Origin of the sequence: Kerstersia sp. (genome assembly GCF_052103615.1) — a bacterium.
In the GTDB taxonomy this organism is placed as follows: Bacteria; Pseudomonadota; Gammaproteobacteria; order Burkholderiales; family Burkholderiaceae_B; genus Kerstersia.
Window position 1 is genome coordinate 1 of record NZ_JBQEKA010000043.1, and the last position, 19,873, is coordinate 19,873.

Consider the following 19,873-nt stretch of genomic DNA (forward strand, 5'->3'; position numbering starts at 1 on the left):
CCCTTAGTCTTTCACAAAAGAGACCGGGAAGCTGTACTCGTACAGCGGCAATTCCGCCAATGCCGCGCGCGCATGGGCTTCAGGATTGGCAACGACCCTCCAGCTGCCGCCTATGCGCGCTGTCTGGCGCTGGCCGCGCTCGTACGGTTGCCAGGCGGCCAGCCCTGCCTCAGCGGCATTCGGCTTGCCGGTACGGGCGAACTGGCCCCAGATCGCTCCCAGGCGGTCACGCACCTGGATTTGATCCGGGCTATCTTGCACCAGGGCACGCGCCGCATCCAGCGTCCCGAAGATAAATGGCACTTCGGACGTATGCGCCGCCCCCAGCACCCCGGCGCGCGCCGGTGATTTCCAGTCGAACTCGTAGGCATAGACTGGCGCGCCATTCAAATCGGCCTGACGATCGGCAAAGGCCAGCGTCGGCAACTTGTAGTTGTAGTCGCCTGCGATGGCGATCAACTGACGGGCAGGCGTGCCGCCGGGATAGCGCTCGGCGTAGCTTTGCAGGATTTCACGCGTTTGCGCATCCGTCAGTTGCAGGAATTTCTGCACCCGCGCTTCCAGCTGCGCCTGGCTGATGCTGAAATTGGCCGGATTGCCCGCCAGGAAGAATGTCGCTTCATCCTGGGCATAACCGACCAGCACCGGCACACCGGCAGCCTGAGACAGCGCGCGCGGGTCATACGGTTCTTCGCGGAATACCAGGCCGTCGAGCGTCGGGCGGAATTCGCTGACGCCGCCCGTCTTGGCCATCAATTTGCCGTAGGCCGCCAGAATCTGCTCTGCCGGCAACTGCTGAACCCGCGCCGCCTGGCTGGCGTTCAGGCCCAGCTCCTGCAGCAGCCCATGCGCCGCACGCGCGGCCTTTTCCTGGCTGCCCAGACGCCACAAGCCGGAACCGCTCTGCACAATGGCCTTGTGAAACAGGCCTTGGGCCGCAGGCAAGCCCAGCAGCGCCGTCACTTTGGCTGCGCCGCCAGACTGGCCGAAAAGGGTGACATTGGCCGGGTCCCCGCCAAAGCCAGCGATATTCTCCTGCACCCAGCGCAGCGCCTCGACCTGATCGAGCACGCCGACATTGGCGGATTCGGGCGCCCATCCTGACGCGTCTTCACCCAGATAGAGCGAACCAAACACATTCAGACGATGGTTGATGGCCACGACGACCACATCCTGGCTCTGCGCCAGGAAGCTGCCGTCAAAACCGGCAGACGTTCCCGCGCCCGCTGAAAAGGCGCCGCCATGCAACCAGAACAGCACGGGCCGCTTCTTGCCATCATTGATCGCGGGGGTATAGACCGCCAGCGACAGGCAATCCTCATTGGCCGCTGCTGCCTGACCTGGCCCATCTGGCCTATCAGGCCAATACCAGGCGAATTCCGCCACCGCCGCGCCCGTGAGCTGGGGCGCGCTGGCGCCATGCCGGACCGCATCACGCACGCCGGCCCAAGGTTTTTTCTTGACCGGCGGCTGGAAACGATTCGCGCCAGCCGTCGTTTCGCCATAAGGAATCCCGCGGAAGGCATAGCCCTGATGACCGCGCACGCCGCGCACCCGCCCGGCTGCCGTTTCCACCACAGGCTCTCCGCGCGGAATCGGACTGGCGCATGCCAACACACTGCCAGACAGACTCAACACCACCCCGGCCTTTACGCCCGACAGCAGAAATTCTCGTTTGTTCATTCTCAACCCTTCATTCATGCCCTGCCGCAAAACACCGGCGCCAGCCGCCAGCCGCGTCACAACACGCACGGCAGACAGAACAGTCTAAATAACCCCAAGGCATGTTCAAACGATTTTTTATGCATTTACTAACATCGGATTGCCAGGGTAAGAACGGCAAATGCCACAGCTACAGCATTTGCAGAACACCGCAGATCAAGGCTTGCATGCCCCGGTCAAATTCCGATTCGATGGTGGCCACCTCTTCGCCTGCTGCCTCTGCACCAGTTCCCCCTGCGCCTGTCTCCTGCGCTGCCGCCTCATCAGCGTCCAGCTCGGCATAGACGGTATCCGCCAAGGCAATACAGTGGAACGCCACGGTGGACAGCAGCCAGCGCGAGCGTTCCTGCGTCAATCCATAGCGGCAAGCCGCCCATTCCTGATGCGCGTAGATCCGCGCCATCATGCCCGGCGTCGTCGCCCGGCGGCGTATCAAATACGGCGCCAGCCCCTGATGCCGCCGCACCAGTTCGCGCAAGGACGCGCTGAATAAGCGCAAATAGCTTTCCAGCGAATCTTGCGGCGGGCCTGCGCTTTCCGGCATTTGCCAGCGACAGAAAATTTCCTCGGCCACCAGCCGCTTGAGCGCTTCGAGGTTCGGCACATGCTTGTAGAGCGCCATGTGGCTCACGCCCAGCCGGGCTGCCACGCCGACAAACGTCAGCTTGGTCAAGCCCATTTCCATGCCCGCCGCCGCAATCCGTTCCCGCGTGATGGAGCGCGGCCGGCCGCGCCGTGGCGTTGAAGCCGAGGTTTCCATGTCTTTCATCCTTGTCATCGTACGATATCCGCCCGTTTGAAATTAGTTTATCATCATGAAACTAATTATCCGAATGCGCAGCCTGACAGGCATCCCAGCCTAGGCACGACGGGATGTCCTGCCACCGCAGAATGCCCCGCCAGCAAGCCAGCGCTGGCCGTTGCTGCCGTGAACGGAGAACCGCATTGAGAACCGCATGAGAACCCCAGGAGAACCTCATGATTCTGCCCTTGTCCCGGACAGGCCTGCTGCACACGGCCTTATCCCCCGCCTTGCGCCCGGCCCTGCCGCAACTGGCCGCCGGTATCGCGGCGGCGGCCGCTGCCGGGCTGGCCATGCTGGGTGCCATCGGGTGCTTGATCGGTTTGCTGCGAGCCCCCTCAATGGCATGGGCAGGCGGGGCCTGCGCACTGTGGCTGTTGGGCGCGCTGCTGGCTGCCGCATCCTCCTGGCTCTCTCATGATGCCGAAGGCCGTTTTGAAGCCCGCCTGCGCCGCCAGGCTGCCGCCCAACTGATGCGCCTGCCCGCCAGCACACTGAGCCGCTACGGCGGCGACAAGCTGCGGCGGCTGGTATCGGATGACATCAGCGCCCTGCACCACATGGTCGCCCACCTGCCGGGAGAAATTGCCACCTTCGCCATCGTGCCCCTGGCCACCATTCTGCTGCTGGCGGACATTGCCGGGCCGCTGGCGCTGCTGGCCCTGATTCCCGGCGTGCTCGCCGCCCTGTGCTATCTCGTCATCATTCCGAAAATGGCGGCCAGACACGGGGCGGAACAAGCCGATGTCATGGGCGACATCATGAACGCCGCCGATGACTATGCGCGCGGCATCCGCGTCAGCCGGATCTATGGTGCCCAGGCAGGCGCGGCAGCCGCCTATCAGGCCGCCACCAGGCGTTTTATCGACGGCATGCTCAAGCGCGTCAGCCTGGTCGCCACTACCGCTGCCGTGGCCGTGGCCTTGTTGCAGGCCGTCGCTACCTTCGCCATTGCCTATGCCGCGGGCTACACCCTGCCGCCCTATCAGCTGGCAGCCGCGCTGCTACTGAGCCTGGCAATCGTGACCCCGGCATTGAAGCTCGGGCATGGCCTGGACTACGTTGCAGCAGGCCGCGCCGCAGCGCAACGCCTGGCCCTGCTGCTGCAGGAAAGCCCTCTGCCAGACGGCACGCAGCACACTCCGCTGCCGCTGGAAAACGGCCTGCCGCTGCAAATCCGCGCGCTGCCTATCCGCCTGGGCGAACGCCTGCTGGTGCCAGTGCTGACCCATACCTTTCTGCCTGGGACGCTCACCGCCATTACTGGGCCCAGCGGCACCGGGAAATCCACCCTGCTGCGTATTCTGGCAGGCCAGGAATTGCAATCTGGCGGCCAGATTCAACTGGGCGAAACAGCGCTGGGCGAACTGAGCCTGGACAGCCGGCCGCAGCAACTGCTGCTGATCCCGCAAGGAGGGGATGTCCTGAATGCGCCGGTGCGGGCCACCCTGGCCCTGAGCGCTCCCGCCGCCAGCACCGCCGAATACCGCCACGCCTTGCAACAAGCGCAAATCGACATTGACCTGGAAGCGGATGCCGGCCCCTTGTCCGGCGGGGAAAAGCAGCGTGTCAGCCTGGCGCGAGCTTTTCTGAGCCCCGCGCCCGTCATCCTGCTGGATGAGCCCACCAGCGCGCTGGACCGCCAGACGGCCGGACGCCTGTTCGACGCCCTGCTGCGGCTGGCCCGGCAAGAGCAAAAAACCATTCTGTTCGTCACCCACGATGCCGAACTGGCAGCCCGGGCCGACGCCCATCTGGCGCTGACGCCCTGCGCCCCCCACGGAGATGCGCAATGAACCGCCCGCTTACCGCCATGCACAGCGCCCGCCGCCGGCTGATCAGCATCGGCCTGGGCTGGGCCGCCATTGCGCTGCTCGAAGCCCTGACCTACACGCTGCTGGCGCTGGCCATCATCGAGCGCCAGCCTCCAGGCCTGATCCTGATCGCAGCCGCCATTACCCTGCTGGCGACGATTCTGGTCACGCGCGCCGGTTTTTTCTCGGGCGCCAGACTGGCCGGCGATCTGTACGATGCCCTGGGCCAGACCCTCACCCGCGCCCGCCTGTCGTGGTTTTCGCCTGAGCACCGCGCCCTTGTCGCTACCTTGGCCGGGCTCGGCATCCCGGCCCTGATGAGCGTGCCCGCGCACCAATTGCAAACCTTTCTGCTGGCGCCATTGACGCCGCTATTCCTGCTGGCAGGCATCGCTTTCATTGCCGGTTCGGCAACGGCGCTGCTGATCGGCGCCACGCTGCTGATCGCGCTGGCCGCCCAATACCTGTCGCAGCGCGCGCTCAGCCGCGCCGACGCCCGGCGGCATGAAGCGGAACTGGCCGCCACGCAGGCCACGCTTGAGCTGACCGATCATCTGGAATTGCTGCGCACGGCGGCAGGTCCCGCGCGCGCCCTGGAACGCCTGACGCAACGCTGGCGGGATCAGGAAAGCGCGCTGGCGCGCACCAACCGCGCCGCTGCGCCCGCCACCTGCATTTCCGCCCTCGCCAGTATTCTGCCGCTTGCCGCCGCCGTCCTGCTGCTGGGCAGCCAGGGCTTCGCCGACCCGGCTGCCGCCCTGGCGCTGATCCTGCTGACAGCGCGCGCTGCCGCGCCGCTGGATGCGCTGGCGCTGGCCGGCCTGGGCATCAATGACCTGCGCGCCACACTGCGCGACTACCGCCGCGCCATCTCCGCCCCAGCTTTGTCGGAACCGGCGACTGCGCCAGCGCAAGCGCCTGCCCAGCGCCAGATCGAACTGCACGGCGTCACCTACGCGCCCGCGCTGAACAAGATACACGCCACCATTCCGGCAGGCCACCGAGTCTTGGTGTCAGGACATACCGGCAGCGGCAAAAGCACGCTGCTGGGGCTGCTGATGCGCTTTGACGATCCGCACAGCGGCCGCATCACGCTGGATGGGGTGCCGCTCACGGATATGCGCTATGACGAGCTCGCGGCGCACATTGCCTACGTCCCGCAGGACCCCATTATTTTCACCGGTACCCTGGCGGAAAACATACGTCTGGGCCGGCCAGGCGCCTCCGATGCCGAAGTCGCCGCTGCCGCCCGCGCCGCGGCACTGGACGCCGTGCTGGAACGCGCGCCGTCAGGCATCCATCAGCCGCTGGGCCATCAGGGCTCGGCCCTGTCCGGCGGTGAACGCCAGCGCGTCGCCCTGGCGCGCGCCTTGCTCAAACGCGCCCCTATCCTGATTCTGGACGAAGCCACTGCCGCCCTCGATGAGGCCACGGAAGCACAGGTTGCCCAGGCCGCGCGCGCGCAAAATGCCACCATGATTATCGTGACGCACCGCAATCCGGCCATCTGGCAGGCCCACCAGACCATCAACCTGGATCACGCCGCCTGAACCTGCCCGGCCTGTTCCCGGCTTACCTTGCGCGCAGGCCGGGCGGCCGCGCTACCGGCGGCGCCAGCCCAGCCACCAGCGCATCTATCACCACGCGCAAACGCGCTGGCAGGCTGGCGTTTTTCAACCACAGCAGATGAATCGGCAAGGGATCCGGCTGATGGGCAGGCAGCACCGCTCTCAGCCGCCCGGCTGACAGGTCTTCCGCGACGAACCAGCCCGGCAATTGCGCCAGCCCCGCTCCGGCCAACGCCGCCTGCCGCAGCGCTTCCATATCCCCCAGCCGCATATAAGGCCGGCGTGGCGTATAGCGGCGCGAACCTACCGCCCCCGGCGCCTGGCTCAGTTGCCAGGCCTCCCCGGCGCCCGCCTGCATCCCCAACAGGCAGGCATGCGCGGCCAGCGCATCCAGATCTTCCGGCATGCCCCGGCGCGCCAGATACGCGGGCGCGGCGCAAAGGCAAAGCGCTTGTTCTCCCAGGCGCCGCGCCACATGCGTCATGCTGTCCTCCAGCGGCCCGATACGCACCGCCAGATCAAAGTTTTCATTGACCAGATCGACCATGCGGCCAGAAAACGCGATATCCCATTCCAGCGCCGGGTAGCGCTCGGCCAGCGCCAGCAGCACCGGCATCACTTGCACCCGCCCGTACACGCTGGGCACCGCCACACGCACCCGCCCCGCCGGGGCCTGCTGCGCATCGGCCAGCAGGCTCTCGGCCTGTTCCAACTCATTCAATGCCCGCGCGCAGCTTTCATAGAAGGCCGAGCCAGCTTCCGTCAAGGCCATGCGCCGCGTCGTGCGGTGAAACAGGCGCAGGCCCAGCCTGGCCTCCAGGCGCGCAACCGCCTTGCCTACGCTGGAGGGTGACAAGCCCATCTGACGCGATGCCAGGCTGAAGCTGCCCGATTCCGCGGCGCGGACAAACGCCAGGACACCCTGGAAATGGTCGTCAGATTGCATGGCTTATCCGATAGTTTTTATCTGATATCAAGGTAAAAATTATATCAATTCAAACCTTTTATTCTTCAATAACATAGCAAGCTCTTCTCCCCCTTCCTGCCTTCAGCGGCAAACGCCTGCCATGCCCAGCCTTCCCCCGAATTCCGCCCTTGCCGCCCGCCGCTCCGCCTGGTTAGCCCTGGCCGGCATTGCCACCGCCAGCTTTCTTGGCTGCATCGACTTCACCATCGTCAATACGGCGCTGCCCTCCATTCAGGCTGAACTCGGCGCCGGTCTCGCCCAACTGCAATGGGTCATGAGCGCTTTTGTCATGGCGCTCACCAGCAGCACCATTGCCGCCGGCCAACTGGCAGACCGGCACGGCCGTGCCCGCGTAATGCAGACCAGCATGGCGGTTTTCGCCTTGTCCTCCCTGGGGGCTGGCCTCAGCGGCAGCCTGGCCGCGCTGATCGGCTGGCGCGTCCTGCAAGGCGCCGCTTGCGCCGGTCTCTATACGGCGTCAGCCGCTCTGGTCAGCGAAATATTCACCGCGCACGAACGCGGCAAAGCCTTGGGCCTGCTGTTCAGCGCCAACGGCATCGGCCTGGCAGTCGGGCCGGCATTGGGCGGTTTGCTGGCCGGCAGCCTGGGCTGGCGCTGGGTTTTCTTTATCAACCTGCCGCTGATACTTGCTAGCTTTATCTTGTGTGGGCGGCGCCTGCCCGCCTTGGCCTCCCCCGCCTGCCCGCCGCCACTCGCAAGCGCGCGGTTTGACTGGATGGGCATGGCCCTCTGGTGCGCCGTGCTGCCTTGCAGCCTGCTGCTCATCAATACAGGCACGGGGGATGGCTGTCCTTCCCTGCCCTGGCGCTGTTGCTGGCCTGCCTGCTGCTGGGGCTGGCGCTTTGGCGCACGGAACGCCGGGCGGCTGCCCCGCTGCTGCACCTCTCCTTGTTCCTGCGGCCGCGCTTTCTCATTGCCGCTGCCGCCAGCGCCACGCTGGCCTGTTTCTACTGTGTCGCTTTCTTCCTGATGCCGCTCTATCTCAGCGACCTGCGGCATCAGGACAGCATCATGACAGGCTGGCTGCTGCTGCCCGCCACGGCCTTGATGGCCTTAAGCTCCCCGCTGGCCGGACGCCTCAGTGACAGGCGCGGCACTGGCTTGCCCATGCGTGCAGGTTGCCTGCTGCTCTTAGCCTCGGCCCTGATGCAAACCGCCTTCGGTGCCCAGACCAGCTGGCCCTGGGTGCTGCTGGCTTTCTCTTTCCTGGGCATGGGCTGGGCGTGCCTGCTCGGCCCCTCCATGAATGCCGCACTGGCAGCCTTCCCGCAAGCGCTGGCCGCCACGGCCCTGGGCATGGCGGCCACCGCGCATAACCTCGGCGGCGCGCTGGGCCTGGCCCTGGCCACCGCTCTTTATGACGCTGTCGCCGCCCTGCGCCCCGGCGCGCCTGACGCCGCCTTCCTGCTCGGTTACCGCGCCGTCATGGCGCTGCTGGCGGGGCTTTGCCTGGCTACCTTTCTGCTGCTGCGCCATGCCCAAGCCCGGCGCAGCGGCCAGGGTCAGCGGCCTGCCGGGTCGGGCCGGTGATGCACATACTCCACCACGGTGCCGTCCGGGTGCTCCGCATTGAAAGCCGCCCCGGTAGGCACCACCTGCAGAGGAAAAATAATCTTTGCCCCTGCCGCGACCAGTTTGTCGTAATACGGCCTGACATCGTCAACCAGCAAGGTGCCTGTCGTGGACGTGAACGGCGCCAACGCCTGCGGCGTGCCTTCGATCAACAGGAAAGCCCCGACCATGGCCAGCCGCAAACCCGCTTCCGGAAACGGGAACCCAGCATCGGCAGGCACATCCTGCAAGGCCTCGTAAAAACTCATTGCTGCTTCCAGTTCTCCCGGGCCGACAAACACCCGGATCAAGACACGCGGCACGCGTTGTTGTGACGTATCGTTGCGCTCACGCCAAAGCTGATCGAAATGGTGCGGCGGATAGGGCGATTGCGGTGATTGCGGTGAGACACCGCGCCTTTGACGCGCCCGCAATGCAGCGAAACAGATTCTCTGGCAGGTTAATCCCCGGTTTGCCGTGCGGCTGCCAATGCCGCCGGCAAGCCAGCCACGGCCACAATCAGCAATGCGCCCACTGCTGCGAAGGCTGCGGCCAAACCGATGAAAAGCGCCGCATAGCCGATCAGCGCCGGGCCGAGCAGCACCCCCAGATAGCCCAGCATGCTGGCCGCCGCAATCGCATGTGCCGCTGGCACCAGGCGCTGGCGCGCGGCCAGGGAAAACAGGACAGGCACCACATTGCCGACCGCCAGGCCAGCCATGGCAATGCAGGCCAGCAGCCATGGCAGCGACGTCACCCAGGCCAGCAGCAGGATACCGGCCCCTGTCACCACCAGGCTGCCCGCCAGCATGCTGCGCTCGCCCGCAGCCGCCACCACCCGGTCACCGGCCAGGCGGCTGATGGCCATGGCCAGCGCAAACATGGAATAGCCCATGCCTGCCAGCGATACCTCTACCTGCTTGACCTGCGTCAGCAATACCGCGCCCCAATCCAGCATGGCACCTTCCGCCAGAAAGGTCAGCATCGCCAGCACGCCTATCACCAGCACGGCACCGCGCGGCATCAGCCAGACAGGCGGACGCTGGGCTGAACGTGTTTCCATCAAACCGGACCATGCCAGCACGATGCTGGCCCCGATCACTGCACTGGCCAGCGCCGCCGCAGCGCCAGGCGGCACCCCCAAGGCCAGCAAGGCAGTCATGCTGCTGGCGCCAGACAAGCCGCCCAGGCTATACATGCCATGAAAGCCGGACATCAACGGCACACCCGCCCTGGCCTGCACCTGGGCGCCATGGATATTGGCTGCAACATCAATGGCGCCTATGGCCGCCCCGAACAGCAATAAGGCCGCTCCCATCGCCACAGGGTCCGACAGCCATGCCAGCAAGGGCAACGCCAGCAGAATCCCTAGCGCCCCGGCGGCAATCACCGGCTTGGTGCCCGCGCGGCCGGACCACACCCCGGCAGTCGGCATGCCCAGCACCGCCCCCAGGCCCAGGCACAACAGAATGCTGCCCAGCAAAGCGGCATCGGCCTGCATGCGCGCCTGCGCATAAGGCACCAGCGGTGCCCAGGATGAAATGCCAAATCCTGCGATGAAAAACGCCAGGCGTGTTGCCCGCCCGGGACCGCGTAACTCGTCTTTGTTCTGCATGGTTTCCACCTTGTCTGGCCTGGGCCCTGGCCGCCGGCAGCCGCCAGGCTGGCTGTCCGCGCTGCCTGCTGCCAGCGTGGCCCGCTAATGTCTGCCCGCCAGCTTAGGGCGAGCCAGAATAGGCGTCTCCATGCATAATGACCAAATATGTTGATAATCCGCCAATCCCTGGCCGACCCTGATCAGGCCCGCATTCCCATCGCCGGGCAGGTCGAACACTGGCTCCCCGGGCAACTGGCGCCGCACCGCCATCGGCGCCACCAATTGATTTACGCGACCCGTGGCGTCGTGCATGTCGGCACGCCTGACGGCCAGTGGATTCTGCCGCCCAGCCGGGCCATCTGGATCCCGGGCGAAACCGAGCATGCCCTGCAAATCAAGCGGCCCACGGAAACACGGGTTCTGTATATCGCGCCTGACGCTTATGTTTTCCCGGCGGGCAAGGCCTGCCGGGTGCTGGACGTGCCGCCGCTAGTGCGTGAGCTGATTACCGCCTGCGCCGATTTTCCTGCCGACTATGCGCAGGATTCCCCGCAGAGCCGCATCGCCCGTGTGCTGATCGACCAATTGCAGGTCTTGCAGCAAGCCCCCGCCAACCTGCCTTTGCCTGCCGACCCACGGGCCTTGCGGCTGGTCTCGCTATTGCAGCAGGACCCTGCCAACCGTAGCCCCCTGGCCGTCCTGTGCCGGCAAACAGGCGCCAGCGCGCGTACCCTGGAACGCCTGTTTGCGCGGGAAACACATCTCAGCCTGGGCGCCTGGCGGCACCGTTTGCGTATGCTGACCGCCATGGAACATCTGGCCTATGGCGCCAGCGTGACCCAGACGGCGCTGGAAACCGGCTATGAATCGCCATCCAGCTTTATTGCCGCCTTTCGCAGCATGTTCGGCCAAACCCCAGCCCGTTATTTCAGCGCTGCCTGAGCCGCAACACTCCCAGCGCTGCGCTGCAAGCTGCCTTAACGCGGGCCGAAAACTTCCGACAATGCTTCGGGCTGCGGCATACCATTGAATTTTCTCAAACCGCCCTCGCCGTCCTGCACGACGATGCCAGGCGTGCCCCGGAAGCCCAGCGCCGCCATCAGCGCCTGATTGGCGTTCAGCATCTCCCCGGCCTCAGCAGAAATACGCGCGACCGGCTTGATGCCGCCCTTGGCGTAATTGCGCTCGTTTTCCAGCAATGCCGCCGTCTGATCCGGGGCTTCCAGAATGGCGGCGGCCTTGGCCGGGCTATCGGCCTTGATCACGCCCACCAGCAAATGCCGCAATTGCACTTTGCCCGCATCCACCCAGGGCCGCGAAGCTTGCCAGAAACGATTGCAATACGGGCAATTCGGGTCGCTGAAGGTATAGACAATGCGCGGCGCGTCCTTGCTGCCATCCTGCACCCAGTCAGCTTCCTCCAGTTGCGCCCAGGCCTGCTCCGCCATCGGCCGGGCCACCAGTTTTTCCAGGACGGCTTCATCCATGGGCTGGGCGTTTTCATCCAGCCGGGTGCCGACAATCGCCTTGCCATCGCTGGTGATATAAACCGCCACCGGCACATCCCCGGCCACACCGGCAAAACCGCGCAAACCGCCGCCAGCCTCAAACTCCTGAACGACAGTCAGGCCTTTGCCCTGCAAGGCTTCCAGCACTGCCGGCATCTCCGTGGCCTGCGCCTGCGGCGCCAGCATCAGCCCTGCGGCAAACAGCCCAGGGATACCCAGTTTTTTCTGCAACATATCGGATCCGTTCCTTGAGGTCGTTGATTCAGTCGGACACGGCAAAATACCGCGTCACCTTATGTTTGAGGCTGGCCAGCGTCAATTCTCCCATGTGCGCGTCCACCAATCGGCCCTGCGCATCGAAGAAAAACGTGGTCGGCAGCCCTTTTGCGCCCTGCGCCTGCATCAGGCGCGAGCCAGGATCCAGCAGCAGCTCCCGGAAAGACAGCGCCTGCTGATCCAGAAAGGCCTGCACCTGTTTGCTGTTCTCCCCCTGATTGGCCATAACAAACGCGACCTCGGGAAAGAGTGCCTGGCCCTGCGCCAGAACCGGCATTTCACGGCGGCATGGCGGGCACCAGCTGGCCCAGAGATTCAGCACGACCGGCTGGCCGCGATAAGCCTCCAGCGTCACGGCTGCGCCATCCGGCTTCTGCAATGCCACGGCGGGCATGGCCAGCGCCGCGCGCTGTTCGGCAGCCAGCCAGGCGCCCGCCGCCAGCCAGGCCGCCACCCCGGCCAGCAGCGCCGCCATCACCGCTGGCCGCAAGGCTCGCGCGGCGCTGGCGCGCGTGCGCCGCCAGACATAGGCCAGCGCCACCGCCAAACCCAGCCACCAGATAAAACCGCCGTCGCCCACGGCAATCATCGACCAAGGCGCCGCCAGATAATCACGCCACCATAGCGCGATATATGCCAGGCGCGCCGCCAGTAACCCCCAGAACAAGGCATCCAGCACCAGGCTGCCAGCCGCTTGGGCGCCGCCCGCCGCTTTGTGCCCGCGCGCCAGCCAGCGGGCCAGCAGCCAGGCCAGCACGACCGCGCCTATCACCAGCACCGCTGGCAGGGGAAAAGGGCCAAGGCTGGTCATGGCACGCCCGCCTTATCCAGTCTTTCCAGAAACGCCTGGGCGCTGATGCTGCCGACGACACGCTGCCCGCGGCGTTCCTTGCCATCCGGCCCCACCAGCATCAGCGTGGGTGGCCCCTGCACCCCCCAATGGGCCAGCAACGCCTTATCCTGCTCATCATTGCGGGTCACGTCCGGCCGCAACACCTGCACGCCAGCCAGACGCTGCATGACTGCGGCATCGCCCAGCACCTCGCGCTCGATGATATGGCAGCTGACGCACCAATCCGCATTGAAAGTCACCAATGTCCATTGCCCCTGCGCGCCCGCCGCCTGCAACTGTTGCTCCATGTCATCCACGGTTTTCACGGCGATGGATGCCTGGGCCTGCCCGGCTCCGGCCTGGGCACCGGCGCGCCAGTGCCCCAAGGGCTGCCATAGGTCCAGCCCTCCAGACGCCGCCCCGGCCAGCAGCAAGACCGACCACACGCCCGCCAGGCTCGCGCCATAGCGCAAGCCCCACGCCCCCCGCGGGGTCTTGGCGCTCAGCTGCTGCGCCCAGGCCAGCAAGCCCAGCGCCACGCCCAGCCCCCAAGCGCCCCACAAAACCAGTGCTGCCGGCCCCGGCAAAAACCGTTGCAACAGCAACACGGCCATCGCCGCCATGACATAAGCAAACGCCAGCCGCACCCGCTCCATCCAGGGGCCCGGGCGCGGCAAAATACGCGCGCCGAACACGGCAATCGCGAGCAAAGGCAAGCCCATGCCCAAGCCCAGGGCAAACAGCGCCAGACCGCCCTGGGCAGCGCTTCCCGCCTGGCTGATATACAGCAAGGCGCCAGCCAGAGGCGCTGTCATGCACGGGCCGACCAACAAGGCGGAGAACAAGCCCAGCAAGGCGGCGCCCCCGATGCTGCCGCCCTGCTTCCCCTGGCCGGCACCGGCCAGGCGTTGCGTCCAGGCGTCGGGCAGACGCAGTTCGAATAAACCGAATAGAGAACTCGCCAATGCCAGAAAGAGCGCGGCAAACCCGCCCAACAGCCAGGGCGACTGCAAGGCCGCCTGCAAGTTGGCCCCGGCCAGCCCCGCAGCCACCCCTAGCGCCGCATAAGCGCCCGCCATGGTCAGCACATACGCCAGCGACAATACAAATGCCCGCCGGGGGCCTGCCCTGCTGCCTACCACCATGCTCGACACAATTGGGATCATCGGCAAGGTGCAAGGCGTAAACGCCAGCAACAGGCCAAACCCGAAAAACAGTGCCGCCGCCGCCAGCGGCCCCAACTCGGTCAGGCGCTGCGCGACAGATTGATCTTCACCCAAAGAGGCCGCGGGGGCATCCGTCCCCCTGGCGGCGGCAGCATCCCGCCGCCCTGTTTCCGGCGATGCGGCCGGCGCCATCGCAGGCGGGCTGTCCGGGCGCCCCGCAGCTGCCGCTGGCGCCGCTGATGCCGCTGATGCCGCTGATACCGCTGATGCCGCTGATACCGTTGGCGCCGCATCCGGCATTGCCAGCACAAGAGTCTGGGGGGGATAGCAAATCCCCGCCTCGGCGCAGCCCTGCCAATGCAAGGTCACTGGCCGTTCGGCGGTTTCAGGAAAGGCCAGCGTCAAGGCATCCCCGGCATAGACTTCCGTCTTGCCGAAAGACTCATCCTGGCGCCACTCGCCCGGCGGCAGCGTCAGCGCCAGTTCCCGGTCCTGCGCATCCGTCAGCCGCAACGACTGCCGGTACACATAGTAGTCATCCGCCACCGTCGCCCCGGCCACCAGCCTGCCGTCCTCGCGCTGCGCTGGCGCCACCGTCAGCACCTCATCGGCCTCAAGAAAAACCGTGGCGTGCTCCCAGGGCCAGGCTGCGCCCGCCGCCTGCGAACCGCCATGCCACGCCCCTGCCGCCAGGCAAATCACGAGCAATAAGGCCTGCCCTCCTATCTGTCGATACCACCGCAAACCGTCCCCTCCTTCCCGCGTTCAGAACGCATCATCCCATGCCGGGATTAAGCCAGACTAAATCGTGCGGCAAGCGCAACGTCAGCCTGCCGCCTGCCGTTTTTCTGTCCTAAGATGCCATCCTGGGATATGTCGATGGCGGGAAAAAATGCGCGTGCTGCTGGTAGAAGATGACGAACTGATCGGCCAGGGAATCGTGGCTGGCCTGCGCGCTCACGGCATAGACGTGCAACATGCCGCAAGCGCCGCTGCCGCAACGGCGGCTCAGGCTGGCGAGCGTTACGATGCCCTGGTCCTGGACCTCGGTTTGCCAGATCGCGACGGGCTGGATTTTCTCCAGGATGCACGCGCCTATGAGCCCGGTTTGCCTGTCATGATTCTGTCTGCGCGGGATGCCATCGAACATCGGCTGGCCGGTCTGCAGCGCGGGGCGGATGACTATCTCGTCAAGCCGTTTGATCTGCGTGAACTCGCGGCCCGCCTGCATGCCCTGGTACGCCGCGCCCAGGGCCGCACAGCGCCAACCATCACCGCCGGCCCCCTGTGCCTGGCGCCGGAAAGCGGCCAGGCCTGGCTGAACGGCACAGCCATCGCCCTGTCGCGGCGGGAAATCGACCTGCTCACGCATCTGGCGGGCGCTGGCGCAGGCTGGATCTCGCCCGAACAGCTCAATGAACGGCTGTACGGCCTGAGCGAAGAGGTAGGCAGCAATGCGCTCAATGTCCACATCCACAATATCCGCCGCAAACTGGGTGCAGCAGCCATAGAAACGGCCCGCGGCCTGGGATACCGGCTGGGCTGGCGGGCTGCATCATGAGCCTGCGCCTTCGTGCCGTCCTCATCGCCGGACTCTCCCTGGCCGTGTTGTGGCTCGCTGCCGCGGCCTGGATGATGCGCGGTGTCCAGGCCAATCTCGACCAGGCCCTGGACGGGCGGCTGACCATGTCCGCCCGCATGGTGGCCGGTTTGCTGGAACGTTCGGCCCTGGGCCCAGGCGCCGTCAATACGGATTTCAGCGGTGCGGTCCAGATCAGCGGCAGCAATGGCATTGCCTGCGAAATCCGCGCCTTGCAGGGTGAAGTCCTGGCGCGCAGCACATCCGGCCCACCTTCGGCGTTCGACACGCTGCCCGATGGTTTCAGCACGCTGGAAACCGGCGGCGAGGCCTGGCGCGTTTATGTGCTGCGCGCCGACGGCTATCAGATCACCACCGCGGACCGTGTTGCGCAACGCCATATCCTGACAGACGAAATGCTGCGCGCTGCGGGCATTCCTTTTCTGATTGCCATGCTGGGCGGCCTGGCTGCGCTCTGGCTGGGCATAGGCCGCGGCCTGGCGCCGTTGCAGGCCTTGTCCCGCCAGTTGCGGCTGCGGCAGCTGGACGACACTCGTCCGTTAAGTGTCAAACGGCCGCCCCAGGAATTGCGCCCGGTGCTCGATGCGCTCAATGCCGTCCTGGCCAGGCTGGCCCAGGCACTCTCCAGCCAGCGCGCCTTTACCGATGCTGCCGCGCACGAACTGCGCACGCCCCTGACTGTCATCGACACCCATTTACAGGTTCTGCGCCTGACCGATGGCGAAACCGCGCAAGCGTCACTGGCCAGCGCCGAATCCGGCGTCCGCCGGCTGCGGCACACCCTGGAACAAATGATGGTGCTGGCGCGCGCCGATGCCGCAGATTCCCGCCAAAAACCTTGCGGCTCCGTCCTGGGCGTCATCGCCGCCACGCGGGAAGCCTTGCCGCGCCAGGCGCGCCAGCGCCTGCATGTGCAGGCCGCCGCCGATAGCGCCACACCACTGCCAGCCGCCATGCTGGCCACCGTGCTGCGTAATCTCATCGACAACGCCCTGAAATATTCGCCTGATGATTCGCCCATAGACCTCAGCCTGGACGTGGATACGATCAAGCAGCAATGCTGCATCCGCATCGCCGACCGTGGCCCCGGCCTGCAAGCCGAACAATATGCCCAGGCCGGCCAGCGTTTCTGGCGGGCCCAGCCTGGCCGCGCCGGTCAAGAAGGCGCGGGCCTGGGCATTTCCATTGTCCGCGCCATTACCGCCCACTTTGGCGGAACGCTGACGCTGGGCCCGCGTCCCGGCGGCGGCCTGCTGGCAGAAGTGCGTCTTCCTCTGGGCCTGCCCCCGGCTGCCGCCTAGACCGCGTAACGCTTTGCCCCTGCCACACACACCACCGCGCCGGCTGTCGCCAGCAGCATCCCGGCGCTGACAGGCTCGTGCAGCAGCCAGGCTGCCAATGTCAGCCCCATGAACGGCTGCAATAGCTGCAACTGGCCGACAGCCGCAATACCGCCCAAAGCCAGGCCGCGATACCAGAAAACAAAACCGACCAGCATGCTGAACACCGACACATAGGCCAGGCCCCACCATGAGGCTGCCCCTATGCCGGTGAAAGATGGCGGCCAGGCCCATGCCGTCAGCGGCAGCATGACCGGCACGGACAGCACCAGCGCCCAGCTGATGACTTGCCAGCCGCCCAGCCTGCGGGCCAAACCCGCGCCCTCCGCATAGCCCAGGCCGCAAACCAGCACTGCCGCCAGCATGATGGAGTCGCCCAGCCAGGACCCTGCCGAACTTTCCAGCGCCGCGTAAGCACTCACACACACCGCCCCGACAGCGGAAAAGAGCCAGAACACGGCAGGCGGCCGCTCGCCGCCCCGCCAGACAGCGCAAAGCGCCGTGCACAGCGGCAGCAAACCGACAAACACCATGGCCCGCGCCGCCGTCATGTGCTGCAAGGCCAGCGCCGTCAGCAAGGGAAAGCCTGCCACCACCCCCAGCGACGTCAGCGCCAGGGCCGGCAGGTCCTTGCGTTCAGGCACGCGCTGCCGCAGCAGCCCCAGCAGTGCCGCCCCCAGCGCAGCCGCGATCACCGCCCTGGCGCCAGTCAGAAACAGCGGTTCAAACCCCTGAACTGCCAGGCGCGTCGCTGGCAACGACCCCGCAAAAATAGCAACGCCTATCAAGCCCTGCCCCCAGCCACGATGGCGATGCGACATGATGTTCTCCCGGTAATCATGGCATGAGTAGAGCATCCGCCCGCAGGGCTACACCAGATACAATACAGTACGATATCGACAAACTGTATTGGATCAGATTCCAGTACGGAGAGATAAACATGACCGTTTCCCTGCCTCCCGGCTCCGCCAGGCACGCGCCGCCCGCCCCGGCCACGCCGCCGCCTCACACGGCCTGCGCAGCGGCCTCCAAGGCCACTCCCGCGCCATCGGGCGCGCCCAGCCGCATCGCCGCCGTCATGGCGGACATTCAGGCCAGAATCGCCTCACGCGCCTATCCGCCAGGCACACGCCTGCCGTCGGTACGCGCCCAGGCGCAGGCCCTGCAATGCTCAGTGTCCACGGTGGTAGAAGCCTATGCCCGCCTGAGCGCCAGCGGCGCCATCAGCGCCCGGCCGGGATCGGGTTTTTATGTCGCCGGGCCGCTGGCGCCGCTGGCCCTGACCGAACTGGGCCCGGACCTGGACCGTGCCATCGACCCCTTGTGGATTTCCCGCCAGGCGCTGGAAACCGATGCGCAGGTGCTCAAACCCGGCTGCGGCTGGCTGCCGCCCGCCTGGCTATACGAAACCGGCATGCGGCGCGCCCTGCGCGCGCTGGCCCGCGCGGGCTGCGATACCCTGGCCGAATACGCCAGCCCGCTGGGGAATCCGGCACTGCGCCAATGGCTGGCGCGGCGCCTGTCCGGCAATGGCATTCATGCCGCCCCGGAACAAATCCTGCTGACCGATTCCAGCACGCACGCCATCGACCTGATCTGCCGCTTCTTGCTGCGCCCGGGCGACACGGTGCTGCTCGACGACCCCTGCTATTTCAACTTCCATGCACTGCTGCGGGCGCATCAGGTTCAGGCGGTAGGCGTGCCTTATACCCCGCATGGCCCCGACCTTGCCGCCTTCCAACAAGCCCTGCAAGCGCATGCGCCGCGCCTGTACATCACGAATGCCGGCATTCACAACCCCACCGGCGCCACCCTGGCGCCGGTGGTCGCGCACCGGCTGCTGAAGATGGCAGACAGCGCCAACCTCATCATCATCGAAGATGATATCTTCGCCGACTTTGAAGCGCTCCCAGCGCCCAGGCTGGCAGCATTTGACGACTTTTCCCGGGTCATCCAGATCGGCAGTTTTTCCAAAACCATTTCAGCGTCGCTACGCTGCGGCTATATCGCGGCGCGCCCGGACTGGATACGCAACCTGACCGACCTGAAAATCGCCACCGCTTTCGGCGGCGGCAGGCTGGCCACGGAAGTGGTGCTGGCAGCGGTCACGGACAGCGGCTATCGCAAGCACATGCTCATGGTGCAACAGCGCCTGGCGGCCGCCATGGAAACCACGCTCACCCGCCTGGCGGCGCTGGGTATAGAACCCTGGCTGCGTCCGCAAGGCGGCATGTTCCTCTGGTGCCGCCTGCCCGCCGGGGCCGACTCGGCCGAGCTGGCGCGCCGCTGCCTCAAGCAAGGAGTCGTGCTGGCGCCAGGCAACGCCTTCAGCCAATCGCAACGGGCGGCGGATTACCTGCGTTTCAATGTCGCCCAATCCGCCGACCCGCGCATTTTCAGCGTGCTGGCGCAAGCCATGGCCGAATAGCAAGGCAGAAGCCCCGCCCCTGCCTCAGCCTCCAGGGCGGCGCATGATCAGTGTTTTGACAATCATGCGCTGGCAAACCTCGTCGCGCTGATTGAGCGTCAGGCATTCCATGGTCACAATTGCGCGATCCGGTTTGGAACGCGAAGGCTGTATCTGCTGCACCGTGCTGAGCACCCGCAAGACATCATTGGGCCGGGTCGGCTGCGGCCAGGCCACCTCCACACCCGCCCCGATCAGCCCATTGCCCACCGGAATGCTCTGCACCAGCAGCTTCATGGTGATGGCCGCCGTATGCCAGCCGCTGGCAGCCAGCCCCTGAAAAAAAGTCTCTTTGGCGGCCTCGGCATCCAGGTGAAATACCTGCGGATCGAACTGTTCCGCAAACCCGATAACCTGCGCCGGGTCCAGCGCGTGTTCCGCGCTATGAAACTGGTCGCCCAGCGCCACATCTTCCAGATAGATGATTTGTTTTTCTGACATGCAATCTGTCCCCTGCCTTTCTGCCGGCTCCTGCCGGTGTCTGCACCATCATACGCCCGCGCCCTGGCTTAGGCACTCGCGGAACCTGCCAGCCAACTGGCACGAAATACACAGGCAAAAAAAAACCCCGTGCTCAAGACACGGGGATCACTCAGATACGGTCAGCGAGGATGCTGCCACCGTATCCGGCCTATCGGCTAA

The 19,873-nt window shown here is 65.8% G+C and carries 17 protein-coding genes and 1 pseudogene; 8 read left to right on the forward strand and 10 right to left on the reverse strand.

Annotated features, from left to right (window positions below; translation table 11 throughout):
• Window positions 1-3: 3 nt before the first annotated feature.
• Together ACTJGZ_RS10280 and ACTJGZ_RS10285 are read right to left on the reverse strand one after the other, a co-directional pair.
• Complete coding sequence (locus ACTJGZ_RS10280) at window positions 4-1,683, reverse strand: carboxylesterase/lipase family protein (protein ID WP_441662830.1); 1,680 nt, start codon at window positions 1,681-1,683, stop codon at window positions 4-6.
• A 169-nt stretch (window positions 1,684-1,852) separates the two neighbouring features.
• Entirely contained in the window at window positions 1,853-2,482 is a 630-nt protein-coding gene (locus ACTJGZ_RS10285) for a TetR/AcrR family transcriptional regulator (RefSeq protein WP_441662831.1), read from the reverse strand.
• A 218-nt stretch (window positions 2,483-2,700) separates the two neighbouring features.
• On the opposite strand from ACTJGZ_RS10285, the gene ACTJGZ_RS10290 reads away from it, so the two are divergent.
• The gene (locus ACTJGZ_RS10290) at window positions 2,701-4,320 is read left to right on the forward strand and encodes an ATP-binding cassette domain-containing protein (RefSeq protein ID WP_441662832.1); all 1,620 of its coding nucleotides are present in this window, start codon (window positions 2,701-2,703) and stop codon (window positions 4,318-4,320) included.
• Window positions 4,317-5,888 carry an ATP-binding cassette domain-containing protein gene (locus tag ACTJGZ_RS10295; RefSeq protein ID WP_441662833.1) on the forward strand — a complete coding sequence of 524 codons (1,572 nt, stop codon included), beginning with the start codon at window positions 4,317-4,319 and terminating at the stop codon, window positions 5,886-5,888. Before ACTJGZ_RS10290 ends, ACTJGZ_RS10295 begins: the two co-directional genes overlap by 4 nt.
• Window positions 5,889-5,910: 22 nt before the next feature.
• On the opposite strand, the gene ACTJGZ_RS10300 is transcribed toward ACTJGZ_RS10295, so the two are convergent.
• On the reverse strand, window positions 5,911-6,852 hold the full coding sequence (locus ACTJGZ_RS10300) for a LysR family transcriptional regulator (protein WP_441662834.1): 942 nt from the start codon (window positions 6,850-6,852) through the stop codon (window positions 5,911-5,913).
• A gap of 121 nt (window positions 6,853-6,973) precedes the next feature.
• Between ACTJGZ_RS10300 and ACTJGZ_RS10305 the strand changes: the two are divergent.
• Window positions 6,974-7,690, forward strand: a pseudogene (locus tag ACTJGZ_RS10305) (MFS transporter); the annotation flags it as partial.
• A complete protein-coding gene (locus tag ACTJGZ_RS10310) occupies window positions 7,627-8,424 on the forward strand; it encodes an MFS transporter (protein WP_441662835.1) in 798 nt (265 codons plus the stop codon). The pseudogene ACTJGZ_RS10305 and the gene ACTJGZ_RS10310, both read left to right, overlap by 64 nt.
• Here the strand turns inward: ACTJGZ_RS10310 and ACTJGZ_RS10315 are convergent.
• Window positions 8,397-8,714 (reverse strand): VOC family protein, encoded by a 318-nt coding sequence (locus tag ACTJGZ_RS10315; RefSeq protein WP_441662836.1) that lies wholly within the window; start codon window positions 8,712-8,714, stop codon window positions 8,397-8,399. The genes ACTJGZ_RS10310 and ACTJGZ_RS10315 overlap by 28 nt on opposite strands.
• 191 nt (window positions 8,715-8,905) lie before the next feature.
• Window positions 8,906-10,060 carry an MFS transporter gene (locus ACTJGZ_RS10320; protein ID WP_441662837.1) on the reverse strand — a complete coding sequence of 385 codons (1,155 nt, stop codon included), beginning with the start codon at window positions 10,058-10,060 and terminating at the stop codon, window positions 8,906-8,908.
• Window positions 10,061-10,207: 147 nt separating this feature from the next.
• Here ACTJGZ_RS10320 and ACTJGZ_RS10325 point away from each other — a divergent pair, with 147 nt between their 5' ends.
• Complete coding sequence (locus ACTJGZ_RS10325) at window positions 10,208-10,984, forward strand: AraC family transcriptional regulator (RefSeq protein WP_441662838.1); 777 nt, start codon at window positions 10,208-10,210, stop codon at window positions 10,982-10,984.
• Between the two features lie 35 nt (window positions 10,985-11,019).
• On the opposite strand, the gene dsbG is transcribed toward ACTJGZ_RS10325, so the two are convergent.
• Genes dsbG through dsbD form a run of 3 tightly spaced genes read right to left on the reverse strand, consistent with a single transcriptional unit; the run spans window position 11,020 to window position 14,568 of the window.
• On the reverse strand, window positions 11,020-11,784 hold the full coding sequence (gene dsbG / locus ACTJGZ_RS10330; RefSeq protein ID WP_441662839.1) for a thiol:disulfide interchange protein DsbG: 765 nt from the start codon (window positions 11,782-11,784) through the stop codon (window positions 11,020-11,022).
• Window positions 11,785-11,812: 28 nt separating this feature from the next.
• Window positions 11,813-12,637 carry a redoxin family protein gene (locus ACTJGZ_RS10335; protein WP_441662840.1) on the reverse strand — a complete coding sequence of 275 codons (825 nt, stop codon included), beginning with the start codon at window positions 12,635-12,637 and terminating at the stop codon, window positions 11,813-11,815.
• A complete protein-coding gene (gene dsbD, locus ACTJGZ_RS10340) occupies window positions 12,634-14,568 on the reverse strand; it encodes a protein-disulfide reductase DsbD (protein WP_441662841.1) in 1,935 nt (644 codons plus the stop codon). The genes ACTJGZ_RS10335 and dsbD overlap by 4 nt, the downstream gene beginning before the upstream one ends.
• Before the next feature lie 148 nt (window positions 14,569-14,716).
• Here dsbD and ACTJGZ_RS10345 point away from each other — a divergent pair, with 148 nt between their 5' ends.
• Together ACTJGZ_RS10345 and ACTJGZ_RS10350 are read left to right on the forward strand one after the other, a co-directional pair.
• Window positions 14,717-15,385 carry a response regulator gene (locus tag ACTJGZ_RS10345; protein ID WP_441662842.1) on the forward strand — a complete coding sequence of 223 codons (669 nt, stop codon included), beginning with the start codon at window positions 14,717-14,719 and terminating at the stop codon, window positions 15,383-15,385.
• Window positions 15,382-16,725, forward strand: coding sequence for an ATP-binding protein (locus ACTJGZ_RS10350; protein ID WP_441662843.1), 1,344 nt, complete (start codon window positions 15,382-15,384; stop codon window positions 16,723-16,725). The genes ACTJGZ_RS10345 and ACTJGZ_RS10350 overlap by 4 nt, the downstream gene beginning before the upstream one ends.
• Here the strand turns inward: ACTJGZ_RS10350 and ACTJGZ_RS10355 are convergent.
• Window positions 16,722-17,585 carry a DMT family transporter gene (locus tag ACTJGZ_RS10355; protein ID WP_441662844.1) on the reverse strand — a complete coding sequence of 288 codons (864 nt, stop codon included), beginning with the start codon at window positions 17,583-17,585 and terminating at the stop codon, window positions 16,722-16,724. The genes ACTJGZ_RS10350 and ACTJGZ_RS10355 overlap by 4 nt on opposite strands.
• 257 nt (window positions 17,586-17,842) lie before the next feature.
• Here ACTJGZ_RS10355 and ACTJGZ_RS10360 point away from each other — a divergent pair, with 257 nt between their 5' ends.
• Window positions 17,843-19,192, forward strand: coding sequence for an aminotransferase-like domain-containing protein (locus tag ACTJGZ_RS10360; RefSeq protein WP_441662855.1), 1,350 nt, complete (start codon window positions 17,843-17,845; stop codon window positions 19,190-19,192).
• A 24-nt stretch (window positions 19,193-19,216) separates the two neighbouring features.
• Here ACTJGZ_RS10360 and ACTJGZ_RS10365 read toward each other — a convergent pair whose 3' ends face one another.
• A complete protein-coding gene (locus ACTJGZ_RS10365) occupies window positions 19,217-19,672 on the reverse strand; it encodes a MaoC family dehydratase (protein ID WP_441662845.1) in 456 nt (151 codons plus the stop codon).
• Between the last annotated feature and the right edge of the window lie 201 nt (window positions 19,673-19,873).